The organism is Kitasatospora sp. NBC_00374, assembly GCF_041434935.1.
In the GTDB taxonomy this organism is placed as follows: Bacteria; Actinomycetota; Actinomycetes; order Streptomycetales; family Streptomycetaceae; genus Kitasatospora.
This window is the reverse complement of the sequence record NZ_CP107964.1, coordinates 6,679,522-6,696,406: the sequence shown is the minus strand read 5'-3', so window position 1 is coordinate 6,696,406 and position 16,885 is coordinate 6,679,522. Positions and strand designations below refer to the sequence as shown.

Annotated in this window: 12 protein-coding genes; 7 read left to right on the top strand and 5 right to left on the bottom strand. The window is 75.9% G+C overall.

Annotation, left to right across the window (positions count from 1 at the left end; genetic code table 11):
- Nucleotides 1-499: 499 nt before the first annotated feature.
- Nucleotides 500-1,576, top strand: a complete 1,077-nt coding sequence (locus OG871_RS29870) for a nitric oxide synthase oxygenase (RefSeq protein WP_371503468.1) — start codon at nt 500-502, stop codon at nt 1,574-1,576.
- Between the two features lie 77 nt (nt 1,577-1,653).
- On the top strand, nt 1,654-2,886 hold the full coding sequence (locus tag OG871_RS29865) for an aminoglycoside phosphotransferase family protein (RefSeq protein WP_371501062.1): 1,233 nt from the start codon (nt 1,654-1,656) through the stop codon (nt 2,884-2,886).
- 34 nt (nt 2,887-2,920) lie between these two features.
- On the opposite strand, the gene OG871_RS29860 is transcribed toward OG871_RS29865, so the two are convergent.
- Nucleotides 2,921-3,577, bottom strand: a complete 657-nt coding sequence (locus tag OG871_RS29860; RefSeq protein ID WP_371501060.1) for a TetR/AcrR family transcriptional regulator — start codon at nt 3,575-3,577, stop codon at nt 2,921-2,923.
- Nucleotides 3,578-3,699: 122 nt separating this feature from the next.
- Between OG871_RS29860 and OG871_RS29855 the strand changes: the two genes are divergently transcribed.
- The 4 genes from OG871_RS29855 (at nt 3,700) to OG871_RS29840 (ending at nt 8,442) form a co-directional block, all read left to right on the top strand.
- Nucleotides 3,700-4,848: an acyl-CoA dehydrogenase family protein gene (locus tag OG871_RS29855; RefSeq protein ID WP_371501058.1), complete on the top strand. Its 1,149-nt coding sequence runs from the start codon at nt 3,700-3,702 to the stop codon at nt 4,846-4,848.
- Between the two features lie 33 nt (nt 4,849-4,881).
- Nucleotides 4,882-6,069 carry an acetyl-CoA C-acyltransferase gene (locus tag OG871_RS29850; RefSeq protein WP_371501056.1) on the top strand — a complete coding sequence of 396 codons (1,188 nt, stop codon included), beginning with the start codon at nt 4,882-4,884 and terminating at the stop codon, nt 6,067-6,069.
- Between the two features lie 38 nt (nt 6,070-6,107).
- Entirely contained in the window at nt 6,108-6,866 is a 759-nt protein-coding gene (gene fabG / locus OG871_RS29845) for a 3-oxoacyl-ACP reductase FabG (protein WP_371501054.1), read from the top strand.
- A gap of 181 nt (nt 6,867-7,047) precedes the next feature.
- A complete protein-coding gene (locus OG871_RS29840) occupies nt 7,048-8,442 on the top strand; it encodes a S8 family serine peptidase (protein ID WP_371501052.1) in 1,395 nt (464 codons plus the stop codon).
- Nucleotides 8,443-8,519: 77 nt separating this feature from the next.
- Here OG871_RS29840 and OG871_RS29835 read toward each other — a convergent pair whose 3' ends face one another.
- Both OG871_RS29835 and OG871_RS29830 read right to left on the bottom strand, forming a co-directional pair.
- On the bottom strand, nt 8,520-10,349 hold the full coding sequence (locus OG871_RS29835; RefSeq protein WP_371501050.1) for a hypothetical protein: 1,830 nt from the start codon (nt 10,347-10,349) through the stop codon (nt 8,520-8,522).
- A gap of 244 nt (nt 10,350-10,593) precedes the next feature.
- The gene (locus OG871_RS29830; protein ID WP_371501049.1) at nt 10,594-11,550 is read right to left on the bottom strand and encodes a zinc-binding dehydrogenase; all 957 of its coding nucleotides are present in this window, start codon (nt 11,548-11,550) and stop codon (nt 10,594-10,596) included.
- Nucleotides 11,551-11,655: 105 nt separating this feature from the next.
- Between OG871_RS29830 and OG871_RS29825 the strand changes: the two genes are divergently transcribed.
- On the top strand, nt 11,656-12,222 hold the full coding sequence (locus OG871_RS29825) for a DUF4240 domain-containing protein (protein ID WP_371501047.1): 567 nt from the start codon (nt 11,656-11,658) through the stop codon (nt 12,220-12,222).
- A 15-nt stretch (nt 12,223-12,237) separates the two neighbouring features.
- Here the strand turns inward: OG871_RS29825 and hemC are convergent, their stop codons facing one another.
- The gene (gene hemC / locus OG871_RS29820) at nt 12,238-13,173 is read right to left on the bottom strand and encodes a hydroxymethylbilane synthase (protein ID WP_371501045.1); all 936 of its coding nucleotides are present in this window, start codon (nt 13,171-13,173) and stop codon (nt 12,238-12,240) included.
- An 88-nt stretch (nt 13,174-13,261) separates the two neighbouring features.
- Nucleotides 13,262-16,843 carry a LysM peptidoglycan-binding domain-containing protein gene (locus OG871_RS29815; protein WP_371501043.1) on the bottom strand — a complete coding sequence of 1,194 codons (3,582 nt, stop codon included), beginning with the start codon at nt 16,841-16,843 and terminating at the stop codon, nt 13,262-13,264.
- Between the last annotated feature and the right edge of the window lie 42 nt (nt 16,844-16,885).

Below are 16,885 nucleotides of genomic sequence, written 5' to 3'. Positions count from 1 at the left end.
GCCTCCGCCCGTTCCCCCGCCCGGACAGGCCCAGGGCGCTCGCCGGTCGGCGGGCGCCCTTCGGCGTCCGTCCCCGACCGGCCCGAACCGTCCGAACGGCCCGCGCCCGGCGGGACCCCGGGCAGACCCTAGCGCCGCAGGACCACCGGGCGGGCCCGAATCGCTCACTCTCTGCGGCCGGGAACGGACATCCGGTACCCATGTGGTCAGGAGGGATGTGCTCTTGATCTTCAGTCGGCTTCGTACCCGCAAGTCAGCTCCGGGCGGGGTCTGCCCCTACGCCCACTCCCGGCACGACGTCCACGATGTCCGTCCCGGCCCCGACGACATCAGCGGCCCCGGCGGCAACGGTGGCTCCGGCGGCGGCGCAGGCACCGGCAGCGCAGGCACCGGCAGCGCAGGCACCGGCAGCACAGGCACCGGCGGCAGCTCCGGCCTGGGCGGCCCGCGCGGACCCCGGCACGGCGAGGGCCCGGAACTGCCGCCCGGGCCGGGCCGGATGACGGCCCAGGCCGTGGAGTTCGTCCGGCAGTTCCACCGTGAGCGGCCGGCCTCGGGCGACCCGCGGGAGCGGATCCGCCAGGTGCTGGCGGAGATCGACCGCACCGGCAGCTACCGGCACACCGCCGAGGAGCTGGCCTTCGGCGCCCGGGTCGCCTGGCGCAACTCGGCCCGCTGCATCGGCCGGCTCTACTGGCGCAGCCTGCTGGTGCGCGACCTGCGGCACGTCGATTCGCCGGACGGGATCGCCGAGCAGTGTTTCCAGCACCTCAGGGCGGCCGGCAACGGCGGCCGGATCCGGCCGGTGATCTCGGTCTTCGCCCCCGACCGGCCGGGGCACCCGGCGCCACGGATCCTCAACCAGCAGCTGGTGCGCTACGCCGGGCACCGGCAGCCCGACGGCACGGTGGTCGGCGATCCGGCCGGGGCCGAACTCGCCGACCGGGCGAAGCGGTCGCAGTGGAAGAGCGGCGAGGGCCGGTTCGACGTGCTCCCGCTGCTGATCCAGCCGGGCCCGGACGCCGAGCCCCGCTGGTACGAACTGCCGGACGACGCGGTCCGCGAGGTGCGGCTGAGCCACCCCGAGCACGGCTGGTTCACGGAGTTGGGCCTGCGCTGGTACACCGTCCCGGCGATCAGCGACATGACCCTGGAGATCGGCGGCATCCGCTACCCGACCGCGCCGTTCAACGGCTGGTACATGGGCACCGAGATCGGCGCCCGGAACCTGGCCGACGCCGACCGGTACGACATGCTGACCGCGGTGGCCGAACGGCTCGGGCTCGACACCTCCACCGCACGGACGCTCTGGCGGGACCGCGCGCTGGTCGAGCTCAACATCGCGGTGCTGCACTCCTTCCAGGAGGCCGGGGTGACCATGGCGGACCACCACACCGAGTCCGAGCGCTTCCTGAGGCACATCGCCCAGGAGGAGCGGCTCGGCCGGCCGACCCCGGCGGACTGGAGCTGGATCGTGCCACCGGTCTCGGGCGGGCTCACCCCGGTCTACCACCGCTACTACGACCCGGTGGACCCGGACCTGCGGCCGGCCTTTCTGGCGCGAAATCCCTGGTGACCACGGTGGCGGCGCGGCGCGGGCGGCGCCGCGGTAAACCGGTGGCCGTCGCCGCCGGTCCGGCCGAGAATGCCCCGGTGACCGAGACAGCGGGGCGCACCGTCAGGGTGCTGGTGACATGTCGGGGCGAGCGGCTCGGGGAGGTCGGACCCTTTCCGGTGGAATCCGCCCGGTGGCCGGAGGTGGAGGAGGTGACCGCCCGTCTGGAGCGCGCGTTCGGGGTGCCCGTCATGGTGTTGCGGCTGCTCTCGGTGGAGGGCGGCGAGGGGGCCAGCGGCGGGCTGGTCACCTACCACGCCGAGGCTCTGAGCCGCCCGGCGCGGCACCCGGCCCCGCCCTCCACCGAGAGCAGCGGGCCGACGCCCGGGAGGCGGCTGCCCGAGGACCCGCTGCGGGCCGACTGGGCCACCCCGGACGGGCTGCGCTCGGCGCTGGACTGGGCCGGCCGGACGCTGGCCGACCGCGGCCGCCCGGCTACCGGCCCGGTGGCGCAGGTGAAGAGCTGGAACCTCTCCGGCCTGTTCCGGATCCCGACCGCCGCCGGGCCGGCCTGGCTGAAGACCACTCCCCGGTTCGCGGTGGGCGAGGCCGCGGTGATCGCCGCCTTCGGCGCCGTCGACCCGGAGCTGGTCCCGGTGGTGCTGGGCTCGGACGGCTGCCGGATCCTGCTGGAGCACGTCCCCGGCGAGGACTGCTGGGGTGTTCCGGACGACGCGATGCTGGCCGTGGTGGGCCGCTGGGCCGCGGCCCAGGCCGCACTGGCCGGCGCACCCGCGGTCCCCGGTCTGCCCGACCGTTCCCCGCACGCGCTGGTCGGCCGGTTCCGGGAGCTGCTGGCCTGCGGCGCGGTGACCGGGCTGGCCTCCGCGGAGCTCACCGCGGCCCGCCGGCTGGCCGACGAACTACCCTCGCTGGTGCAGCGGTTGGACGCCTGCGGGCTGCCGGTGACGGTGCTGCACGGGGACTTCCACCCCGGCAACTGGCGGTCCGACGGCCGACGGACGGTGGCCGTCGACTTCTCGGACGCGCACCTCGGGCACCCCGCCTTCGACGGGCTGCGCCCCTGCGACTTCCTCGGCCCCGAGCGGTGGGCGGACGTCCGGGACGCCTGGGTGCGCGCCTGGTCCGGGCTGGCTCCGGGCAGTGATCCGCAACGGGCGCTGCGGCTCGCCGAGCCGCTGATGCACGTGTCGTACGCCGTGCGGTACCAGGAGTTCCTGGACGGTATCGAGGCGAGCGAGCGGATCTACCACGAGGACGACCCCGCCGCGGAGATCCGGGCCGCCCTGGTGTCGTTCGCCCGGGTGTAGCGCCGGGCCGCGCCGCTCCTGACGCCCGCGGGCGTCAGCCCGGCGAGCCCGGCGCCTCCGGCGCGGCCTGGCGCCGGAAGCGCAGGTCGAGCCCGTCCAGCAGGGCCTCCAGGCCGGTCTCGAAGGCACCCTCGTCGATCCGCCGCCGGTGCTCCGCCAGCAGGTGGGCCTCGCCGAGGTGCGGGTAGTCGGCGGCGTAGAGCTGGGCGTCCTCGGGAAAGCCCGCGGCGAAGGAGCCGAGCGCCGAGCCGGTGATGAAGTAGCGCATCAGCGCGCCGATCCTGGTGGCCTGGCCGCGCGGCCAGCCGGCGTCGACCAGGCAGCCGAAGACCGCGTCGGCCAGCCGCAGGGCGTTGGGGCGCCGGCCGGGGCCCTGGGCGAGCACCGGGACGACGTTGGGGTGGGCTGCGAGCGCGGCGCGGTAGGAGCGGGCCCAGTCGCGCAGGGCGGTGTGCCAGGGGGCCCCGCCGTCGAACATCGACAGGTCGACCTCGCCCATGACGCTGTCGACCACGGCGTCCAGCAGGTCGTCCTTGGTGGCGAAGTGGTTGTAGAGCGAGGGCCCGCTGACCGAGAGCAGGGTGGCCAGCCGGCGGGTGGAGAGCGCGTCCAGGCCCTCGGCGTCGACCAGGGCGAGCGCGGCGGTGACGATGCGCTCGCGGCTCAGCAGGGGTGTGCGGGGTCGGGCCACGCTCGCCTCCTCCGGTCGGGTGGGTTGATCGACATTCTGGCAGGGGCCCTTTGCAGCACGGGCGGCGCGGGTTAGAGTCCGGATAAAACTTGCAGCGCTAGTTTATCGAGGTGTCCGCCGCCATGAACCTGGAACTCTCCGAGGAACAGGCTGCCGTCCGCGAACTGGCCGCCTCCTTCACCGACCGCGAGATCGCCCCGTACGCGGCCGACTGGGACCGCGCCGAGTCCGTCGACCGCGCGATCGTCGGCAGGCTGGCGAAGCTCGGCTTCCTCGGCCTGACCATCCCGGAGGAGTACGGCGGCAGCGGCGGCGACCACCTCGCGTACTGCCTGGTCCTGGAGGAGCTGGGCCGCGGCGACTCGGCGGTGCGCGGCATCGTCTCGGTCACCCTCGGCCTGGTCGCCAAGTCGGTCAACGCGCACGGCACCGAGGAGCAGAAGCGGCACTGGCTGCCCCGGCTGACCTCCGGCGAGGCGCTCGGCTGCTTCGCCCTCACCGAGCCCGGCACCGGTTCGGATGCCGCCAACCTCACCACCCGCGCGGTCCGGGACGGCGACGGCTGGCTGATCACCGGCGCCAAGATGTTCATCACCAACGGCACCTGGGCCGACGTCGCGCTGGTCTTCGCCCGCACCGGCGAGGCCGGCCACCGGGGCATCACGGCCTTCCTCGTCCCCACCGACCTGCCGGGCTTCGGGCGGACGCCGATCCACGGCAAGCTCGGCCTGCGCGGTCAGGCCACCGCCGAGCTGAACCTGGACGCCGTCCGGGTCCCCGACAGCGCCCGGCTCGGGGCCGAGGGCAAGGGCTTCGGCGTGGCGATGTCCGCGCTGGCCAAGGGCCGGATGTCGGTCGCCGCCGGCTGTGTCGGCATCGCCCAGGCCTGCCTGGACGCGGCGGTCGGATACGCGAAGGAGCGCGAGCAGTTCGGCGCGCCGATCGCCTCGCACCAGCTGGTCCAGGAGCTGATCTCCGACATCGCCGTGGACGTGGCCGCCGCCCGCCTGCTGACCTGGCGGGTCGCGGACCACATCGAGCGCGGGCTGCCGTTCGCCACCGAGTCCTCGGTCGCCAAGCTGTACGCGAGCGAGGCCGCCGTCCGGGCCGCCAACAACGCGCTCCAGGTCTTCGGCGGCTACGGCTTCATCGACGAGTACCCGGTCGGCAAGCTGCTGCGCGACGCCCGGGTGATGACCCTCTACGAGGGCACCAGCCAGATCCACAAGCTGCTGATCGGCCGCGCGCTGACCGGCGTCAGCGCGTTCTGAGAACCATCCCTCCCGGATAAGGAGCCCGAAGAAGTGCGCCCTGTCTACTTCGCCGCCGCCCGCCGCACCCCGATCGGGCGGCTGCGCGGTGCGCTGTCCACCGTCCGCCCCGACGACCTGTCGGCCGCCGTGCTGCGCGGCCTGCTCGACGAGGTCCCCGGCCTCGACCCGGCCAGGATCGACGACGTCTACTGGGGCGCCGCCAACCAGGCCGGCGAGGACAACCGCAACCTGGCCCGGATGGCCGTCCTGCTGGCCGGCCTGCCCGAGTCGGTCCCCGGCGCCACCCTCAACCGGCTGTGCGCCTCCGGCATGGAGGCGGTCACCACCGCCGCCCGGGCGATCGGCTCCGGCGAGGCCGAGATCGTGGTCGCGGGCGGCTGCGAGTCGATGAGCCGGGCGCCGTTCGTGCTGCCCCGCCCGGACGAGGCGCTGCCGCACCGGATCGAGACCTTCGACACCCGGCTCGGCTGGCGGCTCACCAACCCCCGGATGAAGGACCTGCACGGCGTGCTGTCGATGGGCGAGACGGCCGAGGAGGTCGCCGCCCGCCACGGCGTCAGCCGCGAGGACCAGGACGCCTTCGCGCTGCGCAGCCACCGGCGGGCGGCGGCGGCCCGCAAGGACGGGCACTTCGACGCCGAACTGCTGCCGGTCGAGCGCCCGGACGGGGTGACGGTCACCCGGGACGAGTCCATCCGCGAGGACACCACGCTGGAGCGGCTGGCCGGGCTGAAGCCCGCCTTCCGGCCCGGCGGCACCGTCACCGCGGGCAACGCCTCGCCGATGAACGACGGCGCCGCCGCACTCCTGCTGGTGAGCGAGCAGGCGCTGAACGATCTGGGGCTGGAGCCGCTCGGCCGGTACGCGGCGGGCGCCTCGGCGGGCGTCCACCCGGATGTCATGGGCATCGGCCCGGTACCCGCCACCCGCAAGGTGCTGGACCGCCTGGGCTGGTCGGTCGAGGACGTCGAGGAGGCCGAGTTCAACGAGGCCTTCGCCGCCCAGGCGCTCGCCTGCGTCAGGGAGCTGGGCTTCGACCCGGAGCTGGTCAACCCGTCCGGCGGCGCGATCGCGCTCGGCCACCCGCTGGGCGGCTCGGGCGCCCGGATCCTCACCACCCTGCTGCACCGGATGCGCCGCACCGGCGCCCGGCGCGGCCTGGCGACCATGTGCGTCGGGGTCGGCCAGGGCACCGCCGTCCTGGTCGAGAACGCCTGAACACCCCAGATCCAGCCAGATCCAGCAAGGAGATTTCCGTGACTCGTTTCGCAGGCAAGGTCGCCGTGGTCACCGGCGCCGCCCAGGGCATCGGCGCGGCCACCGCGCGACGGCTGGCCGAGGAGGGCGCGGCCGTGGCCGTGCTCGACCTCACCGCCGAGCGGGCGCAGGAGACCGTCGACGCGATCACCGCCAAGGGCGGCACCGCGAAGGCGTACGGCTGCGACGTCGCCGACTACGACGCGGTGGAGGCGGTCTTCGCGGCGGTCGCCGCGGACCTCGGCGGTCTGCACATCCTGGTCAACAACGCCGGGATCACCCGGGACAACCTGTTCTTCAAGATGGCCAAGGGCGACTGGGACGCCGTCCTGACGGTCAACCTGACCAGCGCCTACAACTGCAGCCACGTGGCGCAGAAGTACATGGTGAAGCAGAAGTACGGCAAGATCGTCTCGCTCAGCTCGCGCTCCGCGCTAGGCAACCGCGGCCAGGCCAACTACGCCGCCGCCAAGGCCGGCATCCAGGGGCTGACCGCGACCCTGGCGATCGAGCTCGGGCCGTTCAACATCAACGTCAACGCGGTCGCCCCCGGCTACATCGCCACCTCGATGACGGCCGCCACCGCCGAGCGGGTCGGCGCGTCGGCGGAGGAGCACCAGGCCCAGGTCGCCGAACGCACACCGCTGCGGCGGGTCGGGCAGCCGGAGGAGATCGCCTCGGTGGTCGCCTTCCTGGCCAGCGAGGAGTCCTCGTACGTCAGCGGGCAGACCCTCTACGTGAACGGCGGTGCGCGCTGACTTTTCGTCAGCTGACGGGCTGAGCAGGAGGGTTACCAACAGCGGGGCTGGGCTTTACCCGATCGGGTGGCCTGCAGGGACCATCCGGACGGCCCCGGTCTGACTATGGAACGCCCGCTCCCCTGCCGATGGGATATGGGGGCCGGCCGGCTCGGCCGGCCCCACCCTCCCGAGGAGTCCCATGGGCATCACCCCCGCCACCGCGGGTACCCGACGCTCCGTCACCGCGCGCGCCCTGGCGCTGTTCGCCGTCGGGGCCACCGCCCTCACCGGTGCCACCGCCACCGCGCAGACCGTGACCGCCACGGCGGCCGGTCACCCGGCCGGGCAGGCCGCGGTCCATGTGCGGCCCGCCTCCAGCGGCCACATCAGCCGGGCGGCCCTGGCCGCCCCGATATCGACCTCGGACTGCCTGGCGAAGCTCGCGATCCACTGCTACTCGCCGCTGCAGTACCGGACGGCGTACAACCTCGGGCCGCTCTACCGGGAGGGCGTCACCGGCAAGGGCCGGACCATCGTCATCGTCGACTCCTTCGGCTCCCCGACCATCCAGCACGACCTGGAGGTCTTCGACAAGCAGTGGGGCATCCCGGACACCCAGGTCGAGGTGGTCAGGTGGGGCGACGTCCCGCCCTTCGACCCGACCAACGGGGAGCACACCGGCTGGGCCGGCGAGACCACCCTCGACGTCGAGTACGCGCACGCCGTCGCACCCGACGCCCACATCATCCTGGTGGAGACCGGCGTCGCCGAGACCGAGGGCGTCACCGGCCTGCCCGAGATGATGGACGCCGAGAAGGCCCTGATCAAGTCCGGCCGGGCCGACGTCATCTCGCAGAGCTTCGGCGCCACCGAGAACACCTTCCCCGGCTTCGCCCAGGGGAACTTCACGTCCCTGACCGACCTGCGCTACGCCTTCCAGGCGGCGGCCGCCAAGGACGTCACCGTGCTCGCCGCCTCCGGCGACGCCGGTGCGACCGACGCGATGGAGAACGGCAGCGACCTGTACCCGTACAAGGTCAACTCCTGGCCGTCCTCCGACCCGCTGGTCACCTCGATCGGCGGCACCCAGCTGACCCTGGACAACGACGGCAGGCGCACCGCGCCCGACAAGGTCTGGCACGACGACTACGGCGCGGCCGGCGGCGGCGTCTCGGGCGTCTTCTCCCGCCCCTGGTACCAGCTCGGCGTGGCCAAGGTCACCGGCAACCACCGCGGCACCCCGGACATCAGCATGAGCGCGGCCGTGGACGGCGCCGCCTGGACGTACGAGTCCTACGACCCGCTGCGGGTCGGCTGGCACCTGACCGGCGGTACCAGTGAGGCCACCCCGATCTTCTCCGGGATCGTCGCGCTGGCCGACCAGCTGGCCGGGCACCGCCTCGGGCAGCTCAACTGGCGGCTGTACGGGCTCGCTGCGCTGCCCTCGCAGTGGAGCGGCATCACCGACGTCACCACCGGCGACAACTCCTGGGACGTGGTGACGGGCTACCAGGCCGCCAAGGGCTACGACCTGGCGTCCGGCCTCGGCACCATCGACGGCAACCGCTTCGTGCGCGCGCTCGCCGGGCGCTGAGCCACCCCGCGGGGCGCGGGCCCGGGCCGTCCGGGCCGCGCCCCGCGGGCCCCTCGCGGCAGAACGGCCGCCGCCCGTCAGTCCCCGAAGGCGGAGGCCGGCTCCGCGGCCGCCTCGTCGAGCGCCTCGGCCGCGGCCTTGGCCTCGACCAGCTGGCGCAGATAGCGCTCGGAGGCCCGTAGCTTGCGGCCGTCCGGGCCGGGCAGGTGGGCGCGGAGCTCGATGATGTCCGGCGCGACACCGATGGCCTCGGCCGGGCTCTTGATCGCCCGCCAGCAGGCCTCGGCGTTGGTGGCCGCCTGCTGGGTGTCCGGGTGGTCCGGGCCCTCGGTGCGCAGCAGGGTCAGCGCGACCTCGCGGTACAGGTCGGCGGCCACGGCCGGGCGGCCGGCGAGCCGGGACACGTGGGCACGCACCTGACGCACCTGCAGCACCAGCGGTGCGACCGGCCCGAAGGCCGTCACCGCCCGCTCCTCCAGGTCGCGGGCCAGGCCGCCGGCCGTGGTGTGGTCGCCGTTGTCCGCGAAGCGGACGATCAGGCCGATCTCCTCGCGGTAGACCGCCACCGGGTCGACCGCCGGCTCGTCGGCGGACCGGTCGGCGTCCTGCCCTGCGGCGGAGTCCGCGGACCGGTCCACCGGCGCGGACGGCTTGTCGAGCCGCACCGCGGGCGCCGGGGCGGCCGCGGCCGCCTTCTTGGCGAGCGTGACCGCCGGCTCCGCCGGCCCGCCCTCGGTCTTCTCCAGGGTGACCGGTCGGATCCGCCGGGGCGTCAGCGGGACGTCCGGCTTGAACAGCGAGACCGGCACCCGCGCCCGCCGGGCCTGCTCGGGCGTGGGCTGCGGCGCCGCGACCGGCTCGGGCTGGCGTGCCGTCGGCCGGGCCACCCGGGGCTGGGGCTTGGGCATGACGGCCGCCGGGCGCGGGCCCTCGTACGGGCGTGGCTCCCCGCCGCCGATCTGCCGGGCGGTGTTGCGGAAGATCGGGCGGTCGGCGGCGTGCGCCGTCACCGTCACCACGTCGGCGCGCAGCACCGAGTGCACCTGCTGGCGCACCTGCTCGGGTGTCAGCACCGCTTCGAGGCCCGGGCGGCCGCCGTGCAGGGCCTCGATCAGGGCCCGGGTGAAGGTGCCGATCTGCTCGGGGTCGACGCTGACGGCGGCCCACAGCGGGACGCCGTCGACCAGCGGGGTGATCGCGCTCTGCACCTGCGGCATGGCCGCCTGGTCGGCGCTCAGGTCGGCGATCACCAGGGTGTCCCACTCCACCGGCCGGTGGCGCAGTTCGGCGGCCAGGGCCTGCCAGGGCAGGCTCTCGCCCGCCTTGGCGTCACGCAGTGTCAGGTGCAGCTGGCCGCTTCGGCGGTCGGCGATCAGGTGCCCGCCGAGGTGCACCAGCAGCGGGCCGGGGTGCCGGGACGCCGCCCGCAGGTGGGCGAGCACGCTCTGCGGGTCGCTCGCGCCGGGCAGGTGGACGGCGTCGACGCCGTCGGCGACGAGCAGCATCTGCGGCGGTACGGCGGCGAGCATCGCCGACAGCACCGGAGCCTGACCCGAGCCGCCGCGGCCCCACGGCCGGCGGCCGGCGCCGCCGTAGCCGCCCTCGACGACCAGGATCCGGCCGCGCGGCCCGCGCCCGCCGGGCTGGTCCGGCGCGGAGGCCGGGCCGGGGACGGACGCGGGGGCGGTCGGCGGTACCGGCGGCGGGAGCTGGACGGCGGGCATCGTCGTCGTCCAGCCGGTGGAGGCCGCCGCGGTGGGCGCCGTCTGCGGCTGCGGCGGGATCTGCGGCGGAGGCAGTGGCAGGGTCCGCTCCGCCAACAGCTCGTCAGGGGCGGGGTTGGGCAAGGCCACGGTCTCGTCGGGGCCGAAGGGCCGCCACTCGCCGCCGCCAGGCGTCGTCGTCACGTCCGCCACTACCGGTCACCGCCCCGCCCGCCGCCGAGCGACGTCCCGCTGTCCACTGTGGCATCCGAGCCACGCCCTGTTCGCCACCATAAGGGGTCGTCCCGGGGCCGAGCCAGGCCGGGTCGGCGATCACCCGGACGAGGCGGCCGGCGCCGCCGCCGGCCCGCCCCCGGATCGCCGTCGCACCAGGGCGAGGTGACGGTCGGTGGGGGCGGACGGACCTCCGGCGGGTCGGGCGTCGCCGTCAGCCGGCGACGGGGTGGACCTCCAGCAGGGTCTTGCCGAGCGTGGCCCGGGACTCGATGGCGGCGTGCGCGTCGGCCGCCCGGGCCAGCGGGAACCGCTGGCCGATCAGCGGGCGCAGCCGGCCCGCGGCCGCCTCACCGAGCGCGAGGCCGGTGGCCCGGCGGACCAGCGCGGGCGACGGCACCGGGCTGATCAGGGTGACCTGGCGGGCCGCCGCGGCGCCCTCCTCGATCCCGGCCCACTCGCCGCTCGCCAGGCCGTAGCTGACCATCCGTCCGCCGGGCCGGAGCAGCTCGAAGGCGGCCCGGCCGACCGTTCCCCCGACCCCGTCGAACACCACGTCGACCGGCGGGACTCGTTCCGCCCAGCCGGTCCGCCGGTAGTCGACGGTCTCGGCCGCGCCCAGGTCCCGGGCCACCGCCAGCTTGTGCTCCCCGCCCGCGGCGGCCACCACGGTGGCGCCGGCGGCGCGGGCCAGCTGCACCAGCAGGCTGCCCACCCCGCCGGCCGCCGCCTCCACCAGCACCCGGTCGCCCGGTTTGACGGCGGCGGCGTCGAGCTGGAGCACGGCCGTCCGGCCGTCGGCGAGCAGCGCGAGGGCCTCGTCCAGCGCGAGCCCCTCGGGCACGGGGTACAGCCCGTCGGCGGGGGCGAGCGCGTACTCGGCGTAGCCGCCGGAGCCCCCGGTGGAGCCGACCACCCGCCGGCCGAGCAGCCCCGGGTCCACCCCTGGTCCGACCTCGGTGACGACCCCGCCGACGCCGTTGCCGGGGACCATCGGCGGCCGGGCCGTGAACGGTCCCCGGCCGGTGGCGCGGAACTGCGTCTCGACGAAGGTGATGTTGGCGTACACCACCTCGACCAGCACCTGCCCCGGCCCGGGCAGCGGCCGCACCGCCTCGCCCTCGGACAGCACCTCGGGCCCGCCGAACTCCTTCAACCACACTGCGCGCATGACGCTCCCGCCCTGATCACTGGCACTCCGGTCCGGCCATCCTCCGACCTGAAGTCCGGTTGAGGTCAAGCGGCCGCTGTCAGTGCCTGCGGCGAGAGTGCCGGTATGACGGACGAGAACGAGTTCTGGACCCTGATCGAGGGAGCCCGGCAGCACAGCCCCGCCGGCTGCCTGCGCGCCGACTGGCTGGCGGCGCGGCTCGCCCGGCGGCCGGTGGAGGAGATCCTCGCCTTCCAGCTCACGCTGGACGAGCTGCGCGTCCCGGCCGGCACCCCGCAGCTGTGGGAGGCGGCAAGCGTGATCCAGGGCGGCCGGTGCTCCGACGACGGGTTCTGGTACTTCCAGGCCTGGCTGATCGGCCTCGGCCGGGAGGCCTTCCGGCGGGCCGTCACCGACCCGGACTCGCTCGCCGACGTCCCCGAGGTGCGGCGGCTGGCGGGGCGCCGCCCCGACACCTGGTCCAACGCCGAGTGGCCCGAGTGGGAGGTGCTCGACTACGCGGCGGCCGAGGCCTACGAGCAGTCCACCGGCGGGGACGGCCTGGAGGACGCCCTCGCCGCCCTGGGCGACGACAGCCCGCTGTGGCCCGAGCCCGAGGACGGGCCGCCCGCGGCCGGGCCGGCCGCACTCCCGCGGCTCACCGCGCTGTTCCCGCCGCGCGCCCGCGAATGAGCCCCCGGCACCCGGTCAGTGCGGGATGCCGCCGATCAGCTCCTGGGCGCCCTGCCGCTTGAGGGCCAGGGCGGTGGCCGTGCCGAGGTCCTCCGGGTCGAGCGCGCCGGCCCACTCGTGCGCGTCCAGGATCCGCTTGCCGTCGGGCGAGAAGACCCGCCCGCGCATGGACAGCCGGCCGTCCGGCTCGGCCTTGGCGTAGCCGGCGATCGGCGAGTTGCAGTGGCCCTGGAGGACGTGCAGGAACATCCGCTCGGCGGTCGCCTCGCGCCAGGTGTCGCGGTGGCCGAGGCCGGCCACCGTCCCGATCGTGGCGGTGTCGTCCTCCCGGCACTGCAGGGCCAGGATCCCGGCGCCGATCGGCGGGCACATCACGTCGACGGAGAGGATCTCGCTGATCCGCCCCGGCAGTTCGATCCGCTCCAGCCCGGAGACGGCGAGCAGCAGCGCGTCGGCCTCGCCGGCGTCCAGCTTGGCCAGCCGGCTGTTGGCGTTGCCGCGCATCGGCACGCACTCCAGGTGCGGGTGGGAGGCGGCGAGCTGGGCGATCCGGCGCACCGAGGAGGTGCCGATCCGGGCACCGGCGGGCAGTTCATCCAGGGTCAGCCCGCCCGGGTGGACCAGGGCGTCGCGGATGTCGTCGCGGCGCAGGTAGGCGGCGAACACCGTGCCGGCCGGCAGCGGGCGGTCGGCGGGCACGTCCTTGAGGCAGTGCACGGCGAGGTCGGCCTCCCCGGCCAGCAGCGCGGCGTCCACCTCCTTGGTGAACGCGCCCTTGCCGCCGAGGGCCGCGAGATCCCCCATCCAGCGGTCGCCCGAGGTGGTGACGGGCACCACCTCGGTGACGATCCCGGGGAACAGCGCGGCCAGTTCGGCCCGCACCCGCTCCACCTGGGCCAGCGCCATCGGGGAGGAGCGGGACACGATCCGGATCAGTTCAGCGGATGCCATGGCGCGATGATAGACCGTCAGATCCCGTGCGGATGAACCCGCCGGTCGGCGGCGGGTCCGTCCGGCCCACCACCCGTCGGCCCGCCCGTCAGCCGCCCGAGAGCAGGTCGCGCAGGAGTGCGACGGTGTCCGGGTCGAGTTGGCGCCCGGTCCGGCGGCTGAGGGCGTCGAGGCGGTTGACCGCGCGTACCAGCTGGTCGCGGGCGCCGGCCGAGGCATAGGCGTAGAAGAGGTCGCGGTGCAGGAGCTCGACCTCGGGGGCGACCGCCAGGGCCCGGAAGATGGCGGCCTCGGCGGTGCGGTGGTCCCCGTACTGGAGACGGCGGGCGGCGAGTTCGTGCGCGGTGTCGACGATCGCGGCGAGCATGTCCTGGCGTTCGGCCTCGGCCCAGCCGTACGCGCCGGACGCGGCCTCGGCGAACGGCGCGCCGCGGACCAGCGCGAGGGCGTGGGCCAGGGCGGCGTCGGCGGTGCTGCTGGTGCTGCGCATACCGCGCCGGTAGAGGCTGCGGAACTCGTCCCAGTCGCAGCTGACCGTGGGAGCGAGGGTGTAGCCCTCGGCCTGGTCGGCGGGGAGGAAGGCACGGCCCTCCGCGGAGGCGCCGAGCCAGTCGGCCAGCGCGGTGAGCTTGTTCGGCAGCGGGTTGACGGCGTGGCCGGCCGCGGTGGGGTGCGGGTCCAGGTGGGCGGCGCCCGGGTGCAGGCCGCGGTCGAGCTCGGTGTGGTCCGTCCCCGGGCGCAGGGCCAGGAAGGCGGCCAGCTCGGTGAGGTGCGGGACGGCTCCCGGCTCGGCCGTCCCGACCGCGCCGAGCACGTCCACCGGGCCGAGCAGGCGGATCCGGGGGGCGGTGCGGGGCGTGTGGGCCTCCGGGGAGCGGAGGATGGCCAGCAGGTCCCCGCTGTCGCTCCGGGTGCCGCCGGGTGCGGGCGCCGGGGCCTGCGGGGCGGGCCCGGCGGTCGCCGGCGGCTCCTCCGGTCCGGCGGCCGACCCGGCGTCGTGAACGGACTCGGGCCCGGACCCGGGCCGGGGTGTCGGCTGGAGTGCCGGCGGCGGTGCGGGCTGTGGTGCGGGCGCCGGCTCCGGTGCGGACCCGGGCCCCGCAGCGGGCAGCTCGGGTGCGGCGGCCGGGCCGGACGGCCGGACGGCCTGCAGGCCCCGGCCGTTGACGCCGTGCCGGGACGGCTGCGGCGCCCCGGGGACGGCCGGGGCGACGGGCACCACCGGGGTCACCGCGGCCGGCGTCGGGCTGGTCGGGGCGATGCCCGCGAACGGGCCGGCGCCGGTGCCGACCACCCGGGCGACCAGCCGCGGGCCGGCCTCCCCGGTCGCGCCGCCGTTCCCGACGCCGCCGCCGACCCCGGCCAGGACCGGTACGGGGAGCGGGAGTTGGGCGGGTTCCAGGTCGGCGCCGGGCCCGTCCAGGGTCCAGTCGGGCGCGGGGTGCTGGCGGGTGTCCCCCGAGCTGCGGACCAGCTCGCCGAGGTGGCCGAGCTCCTCGCCGCTGAGCCGCTGGAGCTCCACCGACAGGTGCAGGCCGGGCAGGGTGGCCTGGCCGGTGCTCGGCAGCGTCCAGCGGGCGACCGGCCCGGCGCCGCGCTCGGGCGCCCTGGTGATCACGGCGAGGCAGGTCCGCGGGCGGCCGTCGAGCAGCCGGCCCAGCTCGGTGGGGACGGTGCCGGCGGGCGGCTGCGCCGACAGGACGATCTCCGGCACCCAGCTCTCGTCGGCGTGGCCGCGGCTGCGGGCCTCCCGCGGGCTGGCGGCGTCGGCGGCGATCAGGGTCGCCCGCGCCTTGGCCGTCCGGGGGCCGAGCACGGCGAGCGCGGCCTCGATGGTCTCGTGGTGGTGCACCCGCTCGACGGCCGGCCCGGCGATCGGCAGCTCGCCGTCGAAGCCGACCAGGTGCAGGTGGAGCCGGTCGGCCAGTGGGCTGTGGGCGAGCTCGACGGCCAGGGTGCGCAGCACGTCCCCGGCGTCGTCGGGGTGGCCGGACAGGTGCACCAGCCGGACGGTCTCCAGGTCGGCGAGGACCACCGACCCGTCCGGCGAGCTGCCGAGGGTGACCAGGGCCGGATACGGCGAGGAGGCCTTGGCGGCCTGGCCGGCGGAGAGCAGTTCGGAGGAGTCCTCCGGGCACCACCACACGTTCGGGGCGTGTGCGGCGCGGAACGGGGCGATCGGCACCGCCGGCGCGGCGAGGTGGAGTTCGACGGTACGGCCGGGGGTGACCCGGGCGGCGACCAGGGCGGGCAGCCGCTTGTCGCCGCGCACGGTGTTGCGGGACAGGGTCCGCAGGGCCCGGTTGAGCAGGTCCAGGGCCGGGCTGCTCTGGCGGGCCTTCAGCTCGGCCTCGAAGGCCGCGGCGGGCGCGGCGGGCAGCGCGATCCGGTGCCGGGGGCGGCGGGCGCGCTGCTGGTCGGCGCGGCGGCGGGCCACCGAGCCGATCAGGACGGCGGCCAGCAGCACGCTGATCCCGGAGGCGGCGAGGGCCACCGAGTAGTCGTCGCTGGGCTTGGCCCGGTGCTGGTCGGCGACCGGGACCGGGGCGGTGTCGGCGGGGGCCGGCGAGGCGGGAGCCGTCGAGGCGGGGGCCGAGCTCTCCGCGGGGGCCGGCGAGGCCGGTGCGGGGGCCGGGGCGGGCGTCGATTCGGGAGCGGGGGCCGGTGCGGGCGCGGGTGCCTCGGCCGTCGGCGGCGTGGACTGCGCGGGGGCCGCGGGGGCGCCCGGGATCGCCAGGACCATGCCGGGCACCACGACGTCCGGATCGGTGAGCCGTTCGCCGTCCGGCGACCGGGCACCCCTGTTGGCGTCGAACAGCTGCGGCCAGGCCTCGGCGGAGCCCAACTCCCGCTGGGCGATGGCGGACAGCGTGTCGCCCTCGTGGACGGTCACCGAACCGCCGGCGTGCGGCACGGCGGGGGCGGGCTGTGCGGCGGACGCCCCGGCGGCCGGGGCGCCCTGCGCGTCGTCGGCCCTGGCGTCGGCCGGCATCAGCAGCTTCCAGCCCGGCTGGATCGGCCGGTCGGCGTCGAAGCGAAGGCCGGAATCGTCCATCACCCGGCCGTTGTTGAGCTTGGCGATCTCCTGCCAGCGTTCACCGGAGCCGAGTTGGCGTTCGGCGATCGACCAGAGGCTGTCGGCGGGCCGCGAGTCGCGGACGGTGTAGCCGGCCTGCGGCTCGGCGGCGGGCGCGGCCGCCGGTACGGCGGTGAGCTGCGCGTACTGCGGCGCCGCCGCCAACTGCGCGGGGGCGACGGCCTGGACGTGGGCCGGCGCGGCGGCGAAGGCCGAGCCGGCCACCGGGAGCAGGGCCAGCACCGAGCCGACCAGTCCGGCGGCGAGCCGCTGGCTCCAGCCGAGCGCCGGGATCCGGCGGGCCACCCGGCCGCGCAGCTGGGCGGGGATCTCCAGCAGCACCGAGCCGGCGAAGCAGAGCCAGGCCACCCAGCCCACCGCGACCAGCACCCACAGGAACAGGCGGCCGTCGTCCGGGCTGGTCAGTACGGTGCCGAGACCGCCCTCGACCGGATCCCCCATGCCGATCACCGCGAGGGTGCCGTAGAGCAGGACGGCCGGAACGGCGCCGAGCAGCCCGAGCAGGGCGATCAGGGCGCCGGACGCGCCGAGCACCGACCCGGCGGTGCGGCGGCGGGCCGGCCGGATCCGCACCGGACGGCGCCCACCTGGGCCTGCCGGTGCCGAACCGGCGGT